Annotated in this window: 16 protein-coding genes; 7 read left to right on the forward strand and 9 right to left on the reverse strand. The window is 40.3% G+C overall.

All coding sequences use genetic code 11. The features are described 5' to 3' along the window. The first annotated feature begins 3 nt into the window (after window positions 1-3). Window positions 4-399: a type VI secretion system tube protein TssD gene (tssD, locus tag CLV32_RS05885; RefSeq protein ID WP_133553332.1), complete on the forward strand. Its 396-nt coding sequence runs from the start codon at window positions 4-6 to the stop codon at window positions 397-399. 79 nt (window positions 400-478) lie between these two features. Here the strand turns inward: tssD and CLV32_RS05890 are convergent, their stop codons facing one another. Together CLV32_RS05890 and serC are read right to left on the reverse strand one after the other, a co-directional pair. Next, window positions 479-1,540: a DUF1015 family protein gene (locus CLV32_RS05890; protein ID WP_166641894.1), complete on the reverse strand. Its 1,062-nt coding sequence runs from the start codon at window positions 1,538-1,540 to the stop codon at window positions 479-481. Beyond that, window positions 1,533-2,645 (reverse strand): 3-phosphoserine/phosphohydroxythreonine transaminase, encoded by a 1,113-nt coding sequence (serC, locus tag CLV32_RS05895; RefSeq protein ID WP_133553336.1) that lies wholly within the window; start codon window positions 2,643-2,645, stop codon window positions 1,533-1,535. Before serC ends, CLV32_RS05890 begins: the two co-directional genes overlap by 8 nt. 301 nt (window positions 2,646-2,946) lie before the next feature. Between serC and CLV32_RS05900 the strand changes: the two genes are divergently transcribed. Further along, window positions 2,947-3,414 (forward strand): Lrp/AsnC family transcriptional regulator, encoded by a 468-nt coding sequence (locus CLV32_RS05900; protein ID WP_133553338.1) that lies wholly within the window; start codon window positions 2,947-2,949, stop codon window positions 3,412-3,414. 673 nt (window positions 3,415-4,087) lie between these two features. On the opposite strand, the gene CLV32_RS05910 is transcribed toward CLV32_RS05900, so the two are convergent. From CLV32_RS05910 to CLV32_RS05925, 4 genes are all read right to left on the reverse strand, one after another. Next, on the reverse strand, window positions 4,088-4,558 hold the full coding sequence (locus tag CLV32_RS05910; protein WP_133553342.1) for a GNAT family N-acetyltransferase: 471 nt from the start codon (window positions 4,556-4,558) through the stop codon (window positions 4,088-4,090). A gap of 74 nt (window positions 4,559-4,632) precedes the next feature. Then, window positions 4,633-5,061, reverse strand: coding sequence for a hypothetical protein (locus CLV32_RS05915; protein WP_133553344.1), 429 nt, complete (start codon window positions 5,059-5,061; stop codon window positions 4,633-4,635). Window positions 5,062-5,210: 149 nt separating this feature from the next. After that, a complete protein-coding gene (locus tag CLV32_RS05920; protein ID WP_133553346.1) occupies window positions 5,211-5,882 on the reverse strand; it encodes a GIY-YIG nuclease family protein in 672 nt (223 codons plus the stop codon). A gap of 603 nt (window positions 5,883-6,485) precedes the next feature. Beyond that, window positions 6,486-7,079: a Crp/Fnr family transcriptional regulator gene (locus tag CLV32_RS05925; protein ID WP_243732243.1), complete on the reverse strand. Its 594-nt coding sequence runs from the start codon at window positions 7,077-7,079 to the stop codon at window positions 6,486-6,488. Window positions 7,080-7,194: 115 nt separating this feature from the next. Between CLV32_RS05925 and CLV32_RS05930 the strand changes: the two genes are divergently transcribed. The 3 genes from CLV32_RS05930 (at window position 7,195) to CLV32_RS05940 (ending at window position 9,453) form a co-directional block, all read left to right on the forward strand. Then, on the forward strand, window positions 7,195-7,542 hold the full coding sequence (locus CLV32_RS05930) for a hypothetical protein (protein WP_133553348.1): 348 nt from the start codon (window positions 7,195-7,197) through the stop codon (window positions 7,540-7,542). 176 nt (window positions 7,543-7,718) lie between these two features. Next, the gene (gene lat / locus CLV32_RS05935; protein ID WP_133553350.1) at window positions 7,719-9,050 is read left to right on the forward strand and encodes an L-lysine 6-transaminase; all 1,332 of its coding nucleotides are present in this window, start codon (window positions 7,719-7,721) and stop codon (window positions 9,048-9,050) included. A gap of 1 nt (window position 9,051) precedes the next feature. Then, window positions 9,052-9,453, forward strand: a complete 402-nt coding sequence (locus CLV32_RS05940; protein WP_133553352.1) for a hypothetical protein — start codon at window positions 9,052-9,054, stop codon at window positions 9,451-9,453. On the opposite strand, the gene CLV32_RS05945 is transcribed toward CLV32_RS05940, so the two are convergent. Together CLV32_RS05945 and CLV32_RS05950 are read right to left on the reverse strand one after the other, a co-directional pair. Then, the gene (locus CLV32_RS05945) at window positions 9,454-10,647 is read right to left on the reverse strand and encodes a redoxin family protein (protein ID WP_166641895.1); all 1,194 of its coding nucleotides are present in this window, start codon (window positions 10,645-10,647) and stop codon (window positions 9,454-9,456) included. Window positions 10,648-10,657: 10 nt separating this feature from the next. Beyond that, window positions 10,658-11,539, reverse strand: coding sequence for a trypsin-like serine protease (locus CLV32_RS05950; RefSeq protein ID WP_133553356.1), 882 nt, complete (start codon window positions 11,537-11,539; stop codon window positions 10,658-10,660). 126 nt (window positions 11,540-11,665) lie between these two features. Here CLV32_RS05950 and CLV32_RS05955 point away from each other — a divergent pair, with 126 nt between their 5' ends. Both CLV32_RS05955 and CLV32_RS05960 read left to right on the forward strand, forming a co-directional pair. Next, on the forward strand, window positions 11,666-13,159 hold the full coding sequence (locus tag CLV32_RS05955) for a sensor histidine kinase (RefSeq protein WP_133553358.1): 1,494 nt from the start codon (window positions 11,666-11,668) through the stop codon (window positions 13,157-13,159). Window position 13,160: 1 nt separating this feature from the next. Then, the gene (locus tag CLV32_RS05960; RefSeq protein WP_133553360.1) at window positions 13,161-13,844 is read left to right on the forward strand and encodes a response regulator transcription factor; all 684 of its coding nucleotides are present in this window, start codon (window positions 13,161-13,163) and stop codon (window positions 13,842-13,844) included. Here CLV32_RS05960 and CLV32_RS05965 read toward each other — a convergent pair whose 3' ends face one another. Beyond that, window positions 13,845-15,203, reverse strand: coding sequence for an acyl-CoA dehydrogenase family protein (locus CLV32_RS05965; RefSeq protein ID WP_133553362.1), 1,359 nt, complete (start codon window positions 15,201-15,203; stop codon window positions 13,845-13,847). Between the last annotated feature and the right edge of the window lie 38 nt (window positions 15,204-15,241).

Here is a 15,241-nt window from a genome sequence, read left to right on the forward strand (position 1 = left end):
ATCATGGCATTTAAAACCCGTTTAACTTTAGGATCAAAAGAATTTGATGTCCTTCAATGTAACTTTTCATTAAACCGCGATGTTGACGCTAAAGGCCGTCCATCTTCAGGTGTTTATGGAGGTACAATCCACATAGAAATTGAGTCTACAGAAGATACCTCTGTGATTGAGGCAATGGTAAATAACCAGTATAAACCTCAGTCAGGAACTATTACCTTCAAAAAAGGTGAAGAAGATTCCAAAATGAAGGAGTTGACTTTCGAAGACGGATATATTATTCAATATAACGAAGGTATTGCAGTAAATGACAATACACCTATGACTTTAAGCTTTGTGGTTTCAGCGAGAAAACTGAAGTTGGGCAACGCAGAACACGAGAACGACTGGCCTAAAGCGTAGTATTTTCAACAATTAGATTGAAGGAAGAGCGGTTATGTGTTTGGCTAAAAAGCCAGCACATAACCGCTTCTTTTTTAGATTAAATTTTGATCTCCTGTGGAGATGGATCAACGGTTCCTGAAGTTCCGGCATCCATCAGCAACCCATCCGGAATCTTTGGTGTAATCCATGTAGATTTTGGAGGAAGCAATGTTCCGTGCCGGGCTGCATCGAGAAACTCGCTCACCAGCATAGGATACAAAGTAAATCCGATATTCATTGTGCTGTGGTCGAGCTCCAGGGTAAATTTATTCCATTCACTGTCTGGATAATTTTGTAGGCGGTTATCAAAATCTGGATTTCTAATGTCCAAGAGCGGTGCTAAAATAAGCTCTTGCAGCAGGCTAACATCCGGCTGGCTTGGGAGCTGTCTTCCCTCCCGTTTCAAATCTAGCTGATACCAATTACCTTGAAAAAACATGCCCATTCGATTGCGACGATCTGGACGAAAAGGTTCCTGCGAAATGCTCTTTGTTATGTCGTAATGCAGACTAAGGTTATCTAAGAATGTTGTGGGATTAAAAATATCTCTGAGCAGCTCAGCACTCGTCATCTTGTCCCGTTTGTCTAACTTTATAATCCGGTGGAAAGGATGGATTTCCAGTTCATCTGCTGACACGTATAGTGAAGATATTGACCTCCCCAGTTGTTTTGTAGCGGCAAGGCGATGGTGACCATCTGCTACATAGACTTCCTCAAGCTCAAGAAAAGCTTTTTGCAGGTCTGAGATCATTTTAGGATCTGACACGCACCAAAGATGATGGACTTCATTTGATGCACTACTAGTATGGGAAGTCTGTTGGGAGCAAATATCAGCAATAATGTTTGTAATTTGCTGATGCGGCTTATAGGTCAATAACACCGGAGATCTGGTTACTTCATTCTTGTTCATATAAGATACCAGATGATCCAGCTTTTTTGGCAATACAGCTTCATGCGGCACAATCTTGCCTCTGGCCATATCAACAGGATCTGTTGCAGCCCATATTCCTGTCTGGGATCCCGTTGAATTAACACATCGGTAAACCCATATTGCCGCACCGGGAGATAGATTTGGCAGGTAATGGTCCGTTATGGCATAAAGTGGTTTAATGTTAGCCATTATTTGCAGAATTAACGTGTAATGCATCTAAATTAACGTAAATATGCTCAAAATCCCGCATGGCCTTAACTAATTCAATAACGCTTTCAATGGAAAGTGCATTATAAAGTGAAGCGCGGAATCCTCCAACAGTACGATAACCTCGAATGCCCACGATTCCATATTGCTCAACAAAATCCAGAAAGCTGCTTTCCTGTTGTTGATTATACATGCTGAAGGTGACGTTCATCCTGGAGCGGTGCTTGCCCTGAGCCATGCCATAGAATAGTGAGTTGCGATCAATTTCGGTGTAAAGCATCTCAGCCTTTTCGATGTTTCGTTGTTCAATTACCGTCACCCCACCCTGATCTTTCAGCCAGGTCATGTTTAGCATGGCGACATAGATAGAAAATACTGGCGGTGTGTTGTATAAACTTCCATGTTCTTTAAAAATTCTGTAATCAGACATTGCAGGCAAAACCTGATCTATACGTTCCAAAAATTTGTCCTTTACAATAACAAGTGTCATTCCAGCGGGGCCCATGTTCTTTTGTGCCCCTGCGTAGATAAGATCAAAATCCTCTACATTTATCACCCGGGAGAAAATATCAGAAGACATATCACATACCAGTGGAATACTGGTGTGCGGAAACTGAAACATCTCCGTGCCCTCAATTGTGTTGTTTGAAGTACAATGCAGATAAGCGGCATCTTTATCAACCAAATAATCTTCAGGAATATAGCTGTACGCTTTATCGGCAGAGCTATTTACAATATTAGCCTCACCAAATAACAGGGCTTCGCGAATAGCTTTTTGAGCAAAAAAACCAGTGTCCAGATAGCATGCCTTACCCCTGCCTTTCAAAAAATTCATTGGTAACATGGAAAATTGAGTACTTGCGCCACCTTGCATAAATAGGATACTATAATGATCAGGGACCTGCAGTAATTCCCTCACCAATAATTCTGTTTTTGAGATTACGTTTTCAAAATCTGAAGATCGGTGTGAAACTTCCAGGATAGATAGTCCGAGATTGTTCCAATTCAATACAGCGTTAGCTGCTTGTTGAAGTACACTTGCCGGGAGTACACAAGGACCTGCTCCAAAATTGTGTTTAGTATTCATAGTTTTCGGATTATTGGTGTTTTAAGAGTTGACCAAATTTCCGGACCTTTTTCATGTTCCCAAAAACAACCACAGAAATCCGTAAAAATATTTTTTTCAGAGGGTGTTCACCTCTTGTTTATTTGGTTCGGACTGAAACTGAAAGTTTATACAAAATTTAATTGCAGCGTGAACTAAAACAGCAATAGTTTTGTGTTTGAAACACACTAAGGGTTACAAAATTTTGCCTAAGTGATTTATATTTAGATATTATTAATACTTTTATCCGTAACAAAAACATCAACCAAATTAACAATCGCAGATGAGGGCACGTGAATTGGATGAAATCGACATTGAAATATTAAGAATGTTGCAACGGGATGGCAGCATGACCTATAAAGAGATAGCTTACAGTCTTAAAAAAAGCATGAGCCTGATCGCAGACCGCATCCGCTTGTTAAAAATGAATGGCTTTATCAAAGCAACGGTTGCCCTGGTAGATATTAACAAAGTTAAGTCTCTTTTTGTGGCATTTCCCCATGTGCAACTCAATAATCATGGAGAAGATACACTAAATCAATTTCAAAATGAAATGATGCAATACGAGGAGGTTATGGAATGTTATCACCTAACGGGGCATTTCGACTTTATGCTCAAGATTGTGATGCCCGATATGAACAGTTATAATACGTTTCTAAGAGAAAATATTGGCAGGCTACCGTATGTTGGAAGTATCCAAAGTTTTCTGATGTTATCAGAAAGCAAGCATTCTACGGCTTATAAGCTTTGATATTGAGGATAGATTCAACAAAATTAAATGATAGGTGAGCTTTTGAGCCCGTCCAAATTAAATATTATAACCATCACTTACGGAAAACCGTATAAAAGGCTCTATTCCTTACCATATATTTATTAATTAGTTCAGAAAACGAAAAACCAGTAAAACTGCGCCAAACCGGGAAATAGTAGCTATATATCCCTAAATTTACAAAAAAGATAATGTCTCTCAAATTCAATAAAAACGAACTCAGCTTACTGCTCGGTTACGCTATGCGAACCCAATTCCGATTGAGAAACAGCACCCATGAAAAAGATTTTAGCGAAAAATACAGCTATAGGCAGGTCCTTTTATATATGAATTTCTTTAGAATTTTACTATTCGCTGGATTTACAGGCGTGATTTCTTCTATAGTGCTTTGGGAAACCCTTCGTCTCTATAGTATTCCGATTACCTTAGGAATAATGGGAGGTGTTGCTATTTTGGCATTTTACACAAATCCGTACTCCAAAAAATATCCTTTTAAAATATATCAACGGATTACGGGATTACAGCTTAAACTTTCGGAGCCTGTCAAACTCCAAATCGTTAAAAGGACGACAGCTTTTCTTATATTTCAACTGATATTCTTTATGTTATTTGAATTACCACTTTCGCTTTTTGGCGTTAAACTATTAATGCACGTTTAACCGATTTTTCTCCATTGCAATTGAACTGCTGACAAGTGCGGCGATTCTAATCTTTTTTCCGGAAGGACGATAAATCCATTTTTGAGATAAAACCCGATAGGTGATTGATACGGTTTTCCATTAGCACGCAGGTAGGTATTATGTTCGACTACCCATCCGTTCAATAATTCCTCGTCAACTTTCAGTTCGTCTAACAATGCAGATCCAAATCCGCGACCGTGGATCTTACTGTCCAAGATGACAGCGATCCAAGTCGCCTCGTCGCGCTTAAATTTAAATGCCCAACCTAATATAACGCCATCTTCCATCAGAAAAAAGTGGGCAGGCTCTATTAATTCTGACAGGTAGATTTCAAAATCTTCCATACAGCTATACCTCAGGTTTTTTGGATATTCCTGATTCCACAGTTTATAAACCCCTTCTTTTTCCCGCTCACTGATACGTCTTGTCGGATTGATTTTGATCATCGTCGTTGTCAATTAAATATCTAGTAAAGATAATAAAATCAACAAATTATAAAAGGTGATAATCTGAAATCAAACTACTGCTTCACGTAGTGAGACTCAAAACCATCCGCAGCAATGACGCCAGTAAAAGTGACAAGTGCTTTACTGGACAGGTTGATAGGTTCTTTACTCATAGCGCTGGCAAAAGTCAATTGTTCGCCGCGGTTATACGTAATTGTAAAGTTAGATTCAGAATTATTGATTTTCTGCTTTTCCCGCTCTATTTTAAATGTTCCCCGATCAACGACTTTTCCTTCAACATAACGTTCATAATTTGCGCCACTAAATTTGAGTATATTGCCGTTACCTGCCGCGTAATCACTTTTGAGTCCCGCAATATTGCCACCATCTACACGACGCAGCTCCCAACTTCCTTCCAAAGTTGATTCATTAGCTTCTTTTTTACAGCTTGAAACTGAGATTAGCAGGAACATGCTCAGCGATAGGATAAATAGGTTCTTCATGGTTTTGAGTTTAATTTAAATCTGGTTTTCTAATTAAACGATCGAGACCTGACAAATGCTACAACGAAACGTAAATAATAATTTACTCAAAAGACACAGTAATGCATTGCTGTAAAACAACAAGCGCGAAAGGATGAACATGGATATTATTAGGCTTCTACAGGTGTGCCACGTTGTGCTTTCAGGTTTCTGAACTGATAACCGGAAATAAGGTGTTTCTTCTCGTTAAATTGCATCAATCCAAAAGCTTCATCAGTTTCAAAAGTAGCAATAGCAGCCCTTGCTTTATCATAAGAACAACGGTATACCTCTGCAGCATTTTGTGTTTTAGCTATTTTTTCATGTGGATAGGCAGCCTTAAACTCATTCAATTCACCTTGAACCAATCTCTCCAATTTACCCATGGCTGTTGATTTAACGTCGAATAACAGTTCCCAATCATCAAAGCCAGCTGAGCGTGACGCAGGCAAATTTAGTCCCTTGATACTGTTGTGCTTATCATTTGCTGAACCAACTTTAATCAATCCGCCTTTTCTAGAGCCAGCCAGGTAGATATAACCAGTAATATTTTCTCTAAGTGCTATTGCCAGTTTTGAAGGGTCGGCCTGCAGCCAATCTCCGCCTATTGTTTGAAAGTTAAAACTTTCATCTTCACTGTAACCTGAAGCATTATAGGCGACTACTTTATTATTTTCAGACATTTCAGCTTTAAGCTCGTCTGAAAGCACATTTCCTTGTGCATCGAATAACAAATCCTTTGCGATTTTGTGCTTTTTTATAAAGTCTTCCTGCTCTTTAGTTAGTGGGTTGTCAATAGTCATGGACAATATTAGTCATATTTATTGGCTTTAGCCTGTTCTTAAGGGAAATATGGCTGAAAGAAAACATAACACCACATCAGATTCAAAACCAACATCACAAATAATGACACGAAGGGAGGTCAAGCAAAACCAGGAAAATAAAATTTGTCTGTCAAGTGATTTTAGGAAATTAAAAAACCAATGACAAGTTAAAACAGTAAAATAAAAAAATAACACGCTAAACACGTCAAGTAAAACCAGTACAAGACAGTATAGAACACCCTCTAAGATGGGTCTGACCGAGTTTTTAAAGCACTATCAACAACTCATAGGCAAACGGGGCACACACGGGGGGTTGACGCGCCCTTGACGCGGCCTTACCCCGGCTAAAGGGCGCGTTAAGGCCGTACCGACCCCGTATCGGCCATGCATGTGGGGACCGTCAACTAACAAAATAGTTAATATTTGCCTGGAATTCCCTCCAAATCTGCTCTAGCGATACTAGAATGAATGATTTGGGAAAGATTAACCCATTTGAAGCGGTAGTATAAAAGCAAAAACCCGGTAGAATACCGGGCCCTTTGTAATAACTATGTTTTGTATGTTTTAGAATTAACCAAACGATCATCTGCGCCCCATGCGCTTCCGGATGCGGCTTAGTGAAGGTCCCTCAATGCCAAGGTAGGATGCGATATGGTACAATTGAACCGATTGAAGAATATCTGGGTGTTGTTGCAGCATATCAACGTACCGCTCTTCTGCCGTCTTGAATAAAAGTAGTTCCGTATTATGCATAACAGCATGCAGAACAGTCTCAGCAAAGATCCGCCCAAAATGCTCCCAGGCCGGCGATGTCTTATACAGGTATTGAAGATCATCGTAATGTATATACAAAATCTCCGAGTTGGTCATAGATTCCGTATAATATGCACAGCTGGTCTGGCTGAGGAAACTCTTGTATGAGCTCATGAACTGATCATTTGAAAAAAACAGAATGTTTCTTTCCGAATTTGTCTGCTCATCGTATTTGTATATCCTAAAAACACCTGATATTACAAAACCCAAATATTTACATACATTTTTGTATTCGTTGTAAAATTCGCCCTTTTTATAATCTTTTTCATACCAGAAGGATTTCGACAATTCGAAGTCTTTTAACGACATACCAGAAATTTCTCTGATCACATTTTCCAGTCGCTCAATTTTTTTTATTTCCATCGTAGAATATTGGGTTCATACATCTGACTTATAGCCTGCTGCAAGTTAAGATATAGTATTTAGGGTTGAAACCTAATCATTTAATTTAGCGCGTATAAAATCGCATATTTGCAAAATGGAATTTCTAGATTTTACACTGCCTGAATTCGCCTTCCTGGATGGAAGTGATCATGAGCCAAATAATGTCACCGCAACACGGAATATCATTCAACACAATCCAACGCACACTGTTTTGGAAGTTCTGGACATGCAGGAGCCATTAGAGTTTAAGCTGAATGCAAGTGTACAAACTTTTGATTTTATTTATCACAATACTTTTGGAGAAAAAGAAAACCACAAGCTCGCTGTGCATTTTACGATGGCTGAGGAAAAAGAACTGAAAGAAGTTTTCCTTAAAGCAGCCAAGTGGTATTCAGATTACCTGACTTGGGAAGACGGCAATATTCAGGACGAAGAGGTGTAAAAACCATTTAATTTCTGAATCACGGAGATCCGGAAATAGTTTAACGGAAGCATTAAATTCCTGAAATCATACTTTAAACGTTTTAAACCATGATTTTATAAAAAAAACTTAAAAAGTGCCTCAGTTTGTTTATTTGGGGCATTTTGGTACATTTGGAATGAACCAAATCAGCAGATATGTACCAATTAACCGTAACTCCAGAACAGGTAAACGAGACTTTAAGCAAACACATCCTTGCAGATGGTTTCGACCTAACGTATGATATGGAGTTGAGCCACGGCAGCTATATTTACGATTCTAAATACAAACGCACCTTACTGGATTTCTTTACTTGTTTTGCCTCAGTACCACTGGGATACAATCATCCAAAGATGACAGACGATGAAGAATTTAAACGGAATCTGTTAAATGCGGCGATGTCTAACCCCTCCAATTCAGACGTGTATACCCAACAGTATGCGCAATTTGTAGAAACATTTGGTAAAATTGGTATTCCCGATTATCTCCCTCATGCGTTTTTTATTGCTGGCGGGGGCCTGGCAGTAGAAAATGCTATTAAAGTGGCTATGGATTGGAAAGTACAAAAAAACTTTGCCAAAGGGTATTCTTCTGAAAAAGGGTTTAAGGTACTTCACTTTGAAAAAGCATTTCACGGACGTACTGGTTACACGCTGAGTCTTACTAATACCATCCCGGAAAAAACGAAGTGGTTTGCCAAATTTGACTGGCCACGTGTTTCGGTACCCGTAATCCGTTTTCCTTTAGAGGGTCAAAATCTGGAAACGGCAGTATCTACAGAGGAAGTATCCATACAACAAGTTAAAAAGGCTTTTGCAGATTTTAAAGACGAGATCTGTGCAATCATTATTGAGCCTATACAAAGTGAAGGTGGAGATAACCATCTCCGGGAAGAATTTCTGATTCAGCTGAAAGCGATTGCCGATGAAAATGATGCTTTTCTTATTTATGATGAAGTGCAGACAGGCGTTGGTCTTACAGGCAGATTCTGGTGCCACCAGCATTACAGTGAGCAGGCAAGGCCTGATATTGTTGCATTTGGTAAGAAAATGCAGGTTTGTGGAATCCTTGTGGGCGATAAGGTAGATCAGGTGGAAAATAATGTTTTTCATGTGCCCTCCAGGATTAACTCTACCTGGGGCGGTAACTTAGTGGATATGGTGCGTGCCACGCAGATCCTTCAGATTATAGAAGAAGATCAGCTTTGCCAAAATGCAGCTACAGTAGGTGCATATCTGCAGCAAAATCTGCTTACACTTTCGGGTAAATACAGTAGCATGCAAAATGTACGTGGTAAAGGGTTGCTGTGTGCATTCGACTTTGAGCATACCGAACAAAGAAATGCATTTATCAAAAAAGGATTGGAGAAAAATGTGATGTTCCTTGGCTGTGGCCCTAAAACCATCCGTTTTCGGCCAGCACTATGTATGGAACAAAAACATATCGATGAAGGATTGGATGTAATGGAGCAGATTTTACCGGGATTGTAGTATGAAGAATAAAAAAATCAATATTTTTTTAAGTGTTTTAGTAGTGATCCTAATAGGTTGGATGCTGAAGGGCACTTTCGGTCAGCCTGGCATTGAGGATATGAAAAGTGGCTTTAAAGAGGTCGCTAAATATAGAAACGACAACAACACCGGACCGATACAATATGTCTTTGCAGTAACGGTAAAAGACACCATCTGGAATGAAATGATAGCATACGGTAATTTTAAGCCACACCATAAAGGTGGAAACACCAAGGTTTATTATTTTATGGAAGGGAGCAAAGTTCCTGCACAGGTAGGTGCCGGTACAGTAAACTTTGATCCCGTATTTAATTCAAGCTGTGTTGGTTTGTATGAGAAGTCGGCCATGGGCAATGTCAGCATGACCAAGACCCCGTTTTAGCTATCGAAAGATCAGCACGTCAATTTCCCGTTCTGATTTCACCAGGTCCAGACCAAGTTTATGGAGTTCTTCCAGATAGTCCCCTTTTTTTTCAGGCATAAAATTGAAACTGATATCATACCGCTTACTGTCCTTAGTCTCATCAATTACAGGAATGTTTGTTACGCCGAAGTCTTCCAGATAATTTGCAATCGTAGCAAAAGTAACGCCTTCGCCATTAAACGCAGCTCCACTGGCGTTAAGCTGCTGCTCTTTTAATTTTGACAACTCAATTTTAGCTACAAGCTTAGGATCAGCAACTTTGAGGATATAAGCTACTTTTAGTCGTTTTTCCACACTGGCATTCAAATCGAACCGACTCTTAAGTTCTGCCCTTAGCGTAGCCAGCAATTCTGCCTCTCTACCTTTAGGAACGATAAAATCCACACAATACATCTTTTCATTGTCCTTTTTGTCTTCCCTAGGGATGAGATCGATAGTTCTACCATAAGGAAGATCGCCATAGGCTATCCGGTACATTCCTTCGACCGTCATATTCAAGAAACTAATCCTACGGCCGTTAAAATCCGTAGCTTTAGTATAGTGCTTTACTCCGGTACTTGCTCCTTGTATTTTAGGCTGTATCAGGAATCTACTTTCTACACTGGGGTCAGCTTTGAAGTAAGTATTCCATGGATCCATATTCATATTGTCTTCCTTAAATGGAAGGTTGATCTTCTTTCCCGCCACCACATCCGCAATAACACTTTCAGTAATATTTACCGGCTCTGTAATCGCTGCAATTACGCCTTGCTGATCAATCAAAATACTATGCGGAATGGTATGATAGGGAAAATCCTTACGAAAGGCATCGGCACTATCAATAGCAAACCATAGATTAGACGGCCTGTTTTGCAAAAATTGCTTGATGCGCTTTTCCTTTTCGGTGCTTACCGTTATAATCTGCAATTTGTTTCCAAATTGCTTTTGAAGAGCCTGCAGATGGGGCATAGCATCTACGCATGGGCCGCACCAGGTGGCCCAGAATTCCAGGAGCACGACTTTGCCACGTTGACTGCTTAAATCAGTTTTTTTAATGGGTGCATTAAGCAAACTAACAATTGGAACATTCCCAATAGATTCACCTATTTTTATTTGCGCGGTAGCAGTTAGTGTTAGACAACCTAATAAGGTCAATAAAAAAATACGTTTCATATATATAAAGTTAAGTTGTAACAGATTTAATCCAGTTTCGAAATACAGAAATACGCATCCATTCCATAAGCAGCCCGTAATAACCATTTGTGATGAAAGTATCCATACCTGCTTCTGTATTATGGCAAATACCAATAAGCTCCCACTGTCCATTTTTCTTTCTGAACATTCCCCCTCCACTGTCTCCTCCGGTAGATGAATATTCTAAACCAAGGGGCTCTGCACTGCCAATTCTGTTAAGTTCTGGCCTTGCCTTACTATCGAAGTCGCAGATCAATGTAGTAGACAATTCGTTCATCAATTTACCCCCAAGGCTGTCAATACTATTCTCGCCTGCAATTTTTTGGTTTTTACTACGCACTGTTTTAACTTGCATACCAAATCCCGATGCCCCAAATCCTACCCCCACTCCTGTGGTGCCCTTCTCATCAAAAGTCATATTTAACGTCGCTGGCACCACTGAATTCACCGTATTTTCAAGATCTATAAGCACCAAATCCGATTTGTTATCTTTCATGCTATAACCAGGGAAAAAATGTAAAGCTTTTCCAGTGTAGGATTTGCCTATAAAAATAAAAGCACATTTTGTGGCATCAACCGGAGATGCACTTGTTGGGATATTAACAGCTACTTTCTGACCACCTACCAAAAGCGTATCCTGCCGGGTTTGGTAACGCATAAATACATGTGCCGCAGAAAGCACAAAACGATTGGAGATCAACACGCAGGAGCCGGCAGGCTTACCCCCGATCAATACCTGTCCTACACAATCAAATTGCTTCTGGTTAGCCAGAGCTGTATATTTACTTTCGGCAACGTCATCACGCATTATTCCGGCAAAGAGCAAGAGAAAAACAAGAGCCGATAAAGGAACTAATTTTGAATGTTTCATATTGTTGAATTAACTGAGACAAAACTATTTGTTACCTGGCACCTGCGGTGCAAATAGCTGTTAATCTCTGTTAATTAGTGTTAACGTTTTTGAGATTTGCGTATCAACTTGTGTAATTTGCAACTAATGAAATACAAGGTCAATCTTATTATTGCGCTAATGACTGCCTGTACCACGCTGATCCTGGGTTTGCAATTGTATTGGAACTATCAAGCCTATAAAAGTAGTGTACGTGTTTTTAAGAGTGACATCAACGATGTTCTGGAAAAATCGATAAACCGGATGGAGGATTTCCGGAGGGATGAATTTGCTACTCAATATAAAAAATGGTTAGCTGATACCAATCTTATTGTAGTGAGCGCAAAATATAGCGCCGGCGTGAAAAGCACAATTTACAGCATCCGCGATAAACATCAGGGCGCTGTTAAACGTCCGCCGTTTACAATTAGCTTTAAGGATCTGCCACGCATCGACAGTATATCGCCAGCCGCAAAAGTTAACTTCATCAATATGTTTGCTAAAAATGTACTGTATCACGATCTACGTGGTGGATCCACCTATTATTATACCGATACACTCGGTGACCTTATGTCGGCAGCATTACAAAAAGACCTTCCGGACACGGCAAGGTTAAGAAACATTTACATGAAAGAACTTGCAAAAAGAAATATCGATAATGACTTTCAGTTGGTGCAAGCTAAGTACACCTTTAAAGGTTTTGCAGCAGATAATCAAGAAACTAATCAGGAGCTCTATAGTACCCGCAGCTTCAAATATGCCTTTGGACATCCTGCGCAGCAAATAGCAGCATTATTCCCAAACCCTAATTTGGTGTTACTACGTAGTATGAAATGGGTGTTGTTGAACGGTCTTTTATTGTTCGCATTAACTATCGGATGTTTTATCTACACGATAAAGACTATTAGATCACAACAAACAATAACGCTGTTGAAAGATGATTTTGTAAATAATATGACGCATGAGCTAAAAACCCCTGTAGCTACAATTGGGATTGCCGCCGAAGCAATTCAGGATTTTAAACTCAGTGAAAAAGCGACTTCTGAATATCTCGGGATCATCCGCCAGCAATCCAGTCACCTGACAAATCTTATTGACCAAATTCTTAAAAGCGGAACAGGAGCACTGCGGGAGCACACATTGGATCTCAAAAATTTAAGCGTTTCTGAACTTGTAGCTGAAAGCATAAAACAATTTGAGCCCCAACTATCCGAGCGCAATGCCAAGATCAACCTCCTTATCGATCCCTCAGAGCTTTTTGTAATGGGCGATGAATCACATTTAAGCAATGTCTTGATCAACATCCTGGATAACGCCGTAAAATACGGTTCGCACCCATTAGAAATCAACCTGAATTACCGTCGCGCAAACAACAACCTGATTATCAGGGTCAGCAATAACGGCAGCAGCATCCCACCAGAATTCAAGGAGAAGATCTTTGAACGTTTTTTCAGGATACCTACAGGAAATCTGCACAATGTTAAGGGCTATGGACTCGGACTGAGCTATTCCAGGGACATTATCAAAAAACATAAAGGTACACTGACACTTAGTACCGCAGAACAATTAACTACATTTACCATTCAACTGCCATTAAGCTGACATGAGAACCCCTGAATTGCTTTTTCTCGAAGATGATCCGCAACTGTCTAAAATTGTTTCCGAAACACTCAGGAGTAGGGGGTTTGCAGTTACACATTTGATTAACGGAGAACAGGGCCTTGAAGCTTTTGCTGCGTCGACTTTTGATCTCTGCATTGTAGATGTAATGATGCCTTTCATGGACGGATTTAGCTTCGTAAAAACTTTAAGAGCTTCAGGAAACACAATTCCTGTATTATTTTTGACTGCACGATCCCAGGACAAAGATGTGGCTGAAGGCTACCAAAGTGGCGGCAATGACTATCTCCGCAAACCCTTCAGTCTGGAAGAGCTGATTTTCCGAATCAATGAGTTGCTAAAACGAAGCCCGCAATTGAAAACCCGAACAACGCAACCATTAAGTGTTGGTGGCTTCCAGTTTTTTGCCGAACGGCAAGAACTCGTGTACCTTGGTAGATCCATCAGGTTATCTCATAAAGAATCAGAATTGCTATCCCTCTTAGTCGAGTGTAAATATCAACTATTGGACAGAAAAACGACATTAATCAAATTATGGGGCAACGACAGTCCTTTCCATGCCCGCACCATGGACGTGTTTATCAGTAAACTCCGTAAACACCTCCAGGCTGATCAAAACATCGAAATCATTAACGTCCGTGGCTTAGGCTACAAACTCATCGACTGATTATACAAATGCTGAAAAGCCGGTAATGGCACGACCAACAATCAGTGAATTGATCTCTTTTGTTCCTTCATAAGAATAGATTGCTTCGGCATCGGCCACAAACCTGGCCACATTGTACTCCAGTAAAATACCGTTACCTCCCATTACTTCCCTGGCTTTACTTACTACGTCACGGGTTCTTAGTGAACAGAATACCTTTGCCAGTGAAGCGTGTTCATCCTTGAGCAAATTCTGGTCCTGCAGTTGTGACAGTCTGAAACACAGGGTCTGCATCGCAGTAAGGTTCGATAACATTTCTACAAGATGATTTTGAACGAGCTGGAATGAGGCAATTGGTTTACCGAATTGTTTGCGGGTCTGTGTATAGGCAAGCGCATTTTCATAGGCTCCACGTGCACATCCCACCGCCTGCCAGGCCACACCAGCCCTGGTCATCCGCAATACCTTTGCTGTGTCTTTAAAAGAATTGGCATTTTGAAGTCTATCAGATTCATGAACGGTGCAGTTGGTTAAGGTGATTAGCCCATTTTGCACAATTCGCAGTGCCATTTTATCCTGCATCTTCTCTACCGAAATTCCAGGTGTTCCTTTACGCACTAAAAAACCTTTCACCTCATTATCATCCACGTCACGCGCCCATATAATCGTCACATCCGAAAAAGTCGCATTACCAATCCATTTCTTCTGCCCATTAATTACCCAGGTATCGCCAGTACGTTTCGCCGTAGTGGTAAGCCCCCCTGCAGCGGCTGACCCGACCTCAGGCTCGGTAAGCCCAAATGCACCGATAATTTTAAATTGCTGCATACCAGGAAGCCACTCCTGTTTCTGTTCCTCAGATCCTAAGAGGTAAATGGATCCCATTGCAAGTCCACTTTGTACACCAAAAAAAGTAGAAATAGAAGTGTCTACACGAGCCATTTCCATAGCCAGAATCCCTTCCATGAGATTTGATTTACCCGGACATCCATAGCCCTGATAGGTAAGTCCACAGATATTGAGTTCAGCTAGTTTGGGGATGAGCTCGAAAGGAAATTCTGCCCTATTCCAATATTCATTGACAATAGGTTGCACTTCCTTTTCCATAAAAGCACGAACCTTTAGTTGCAAGGCCCGGTCTTCATCTTTCAAAGCTTCATCGCCGAGGTGGTAGAAATCACCTTCAATAGCTGGAAGTTCTTTATGCTTACGTGGCTCAACCATTTTCATTAGTCCTTGCAACTGATTTTCGTCGAGCGCAGAAAATGAGGCCATTACTTTTGGCAGGTCAACTTTTTTCGATAAAGCATCGAGCTGCGCGAGATCGACACTTTTAAATAAGGTATAGGCTCTTTTAATAGAAGAAAATATATTCGACATACAACTGTTTAGAGTTTAACAGTTGAGCCTATCCTTTT

The organism is Pedobacter duraquae (genome assembly GCF_004362245.1).
GTDB classification, from domain to species: domain Bacteria; phylum Bacteroidota; class Bacteroidia; order Sphingobacteriales; family Sphingobacteriaceae; genus Pedobacter; species Pedobacter duraquae.

Bases quoted from the DNA above. Each gene is read 5' to 3' on its own strand.
- CLV32_RS05955 (WP_133553358.1), top strand. From the start codon at position 11,666: ATGAAATACAAGGTCAATCTTATTATTGCGCTAATGACTGCCTGTACC.
- CLV32_RS05890 (WP_166641894.1), bottom strand. From the start codon at position 1,540: ATGGCTAACATTAAACCACTTTATGCCATAACGGACCATTACCTGCCA.
- CLV32_RS05960 (WP_133553360.1), top strand. From the start codon at position 13,161: ATGAGAACCCCTGAATTGCTTTTTCTCGAAGATGATCCGCAACTGTCT.
- CLV32_RS05965 (WP_133553362.1), bottom strand. From the start codon at position 15,203: ATGTCGAATATATTTTCTTCTATTAAAAGAGCCTATACCTTATTTAAA.
- CLV32_RS05950 (WP_133553356.1), bottom strand. From the start codon at position 11,539: ATGAAACATTCAAAATTAGTTCCTTTATCGGCTCTTGTTTTTCTCTTG.
- CLV32_RS05945 (WP_166641895.1), bottom strand. From the start codon at position 10,647: ATGAAACGTATTTTTTTATTGACCTTATTAGGTTGTCTAACACTAACT.
- serC (WP_133553336.1), bottom strand. From the start codon at position 2,645: ATGAATACTAAACACAATTTTGGAGCAGGTCCTTGTGTACTCCCGGCA.
- CLV32_RS05915 (WP_133553344.1), bottom strand. From the start codon at position 5,061: ATGAAGAACCTATTTATCCTATCGCTGAGCATGTTCCTGCTAATCTCA.
- tssD (WP_133553332.1), top strand. From the start codon at position 4: ATGGCATTTAAAACCCGTTTAACTTTAGGATCAAAAGAATTTGATGTC.
- CLV32_RS05940 (WP_133553352.1), top strand. From the start codon at position 9,052: ATGAAGAATAAAAAAATCAATATTTTTTTAAGTGTTTTAGTAGTGATC.
- CLV32_RS05910 (WP_133553342.1), bottom strand. From the start codon at position 4,558: ATGATCAAAATCAATCCGACAAGACGTATCAGTGAGCGGGAAAAAGAA.
- lat (WP_133553350.1), top strand. From the start codon at position 7,719: ATGTACCAATTAACCGTAACTCCAGAACAGGTAAACGAGACTTTAAGC.
- CLV32_RS05920 (WP_133553346.1), bottom strand. From the start codon at position 5,882: ATGACTATTGACAACCCACTAACTAAAGAGCAGGAAGACTTTATAAAA.
- CLV32_RS05900 (WP_133553338.1), top strand. From the start codon at position 2,947: ATGAGGGCACGTGAATTGGATGAAATCGACATTGAAATATTAAGAATG.
- CLV32_RS05930 (WP_133553348.1), top strand. From the start codon at position 7,195: ATGGAATTTCTAGATTTTACACTGCCTGAATTCGCCTTCCTGGATGGA.
- CLV32_RS05925 (WP_243732243.1), bottom strand. From the start codon at position 7,079: ATGGAAATAAAAAAAATTGAGCGACTGGAAAATGTGATCAGAGAAATT.